Below are 1,129 nucleotides of genomic sequence, written 5' to 3'. Positions count from 1 at the left end.
AGCCGGCATTCCCGTCATTTTGAGTCCATGCTTGACGACCCAGAATTGTTCCGCCGGTGTCAGATCGGTGCCGCGCCGAAGCTCGGGCGCCCGCGGATACAGTCCGCGCGCAATTTCGGTTCGCTTCATGCCCGGTGCAAGGTGGCAGTCGGCGCACATCTCGGCATATTGGCCGGCCCCGGATGCGATCCGGTTGGGATCCGCTAGATCGCCGGGAACCGTTATGCCTTTCGCGCGCGCTTCAATCGATCTTTCCCGCGCGGTCTCGAGCAGCCAATAGACCGGTTGCGTGTGGGGGACGTCCGCGGCCACATTGTAAAGGCCAAGGTAGATTGCGATTGCGGCTGCCGCGGAGACCGCCACGAGCACACCGGCAATGATCGCGGCCCATCGCCCCCTGGCCCGTGGGGAAGAAGTCGCCGCGTTGGTGTCATCCTTGCTCACTTGTCTCGCTCTTTACTAATGATGCTCGTGCTTATGCTGCTGCATTTGCGGGACGCGGCCCTCCGGCCGGAAAGGCGTTTCGTCCTGCCGCGCCGGCGCTCCGGCCGTCGGCTCGGGGACTTCGTAGGCGACCGTCCCTTGCGGATGCTGATACCAACCCGGATCGCGATAGTCGCCCGGTGCAAGATCTTCGCGCACTTTGACAACGGTGAACATGCCACCCATTTCGATCGGTCCGAACGGGCCGGTTCCCGTCATCATCGGCAAAGTATTCGGTGGAAGCGGCATCGACATCGACGCCATGTCCGCCATGCCGGTGGTCCCCATCGCCATCGCGGTCGGGGCGGCGGCGCTGAGCGCATTGGCAAGGTCGCGCTGCGCCACTCCGATGAAATTCGCCACGTTGTGTCCCATGGCATTCATGGTGTGGTGCGACTTGTGACAATGGAAGGCCCAGTCGCCAGGCACGTCCGCCACGAATTCGATCGCCCTGATCGCTCCGACCGGCACGTCGATCGTCGTCTCGGGCCATTGCGCGGTCTCGGGCACCCAGCCGCCGTCGGTGCAACTCACGGCGAAATGATGCCCGTGCAGATGGATCGGATGGTTGGTCATGGTGAGATTGGCGATCCTGATCCGCACCCGGTCGCCGAGCCTGACCGGCATCACGTCGATTCCGGGAAAG

2 protein-coding genes are annotated in these 1,129 nt (G+C 63.6%); both read right to left on the bottom strand.

All coding sequences use genetic code 11. From position 1 onward, the window contains the following. Nucleotides 1-444 (bottom strand): cytochrome c (locus VNN55_07060; protein HWO57309.1); only part of this gene is annotated, 444 nt, incomplete at its 3' end. A gap of 15 nt (nt 445-459) precedes the next feature. Then, nucleotides 460-1,129, bottom strand: a 670-nt coding sequence (locus VNN55_07055) for a multicopper oxidase domain-containing protein (GenBank protein HWO57308.1), incomplete at its 5' end; no start/stop codon positions are given.

Source organism: bacterium (assembly GCA_035559435.1).
Classification (GTDB): domain Bacteria; phylum Zixibacteria; class MSB-5A5; order WJJR01; family WJJR01; genus JACQFV01.
Note: the sequence above shows the minus strand (reverse complement) of the source record. Positions and strands in the feature narration are given on the sequence as shown.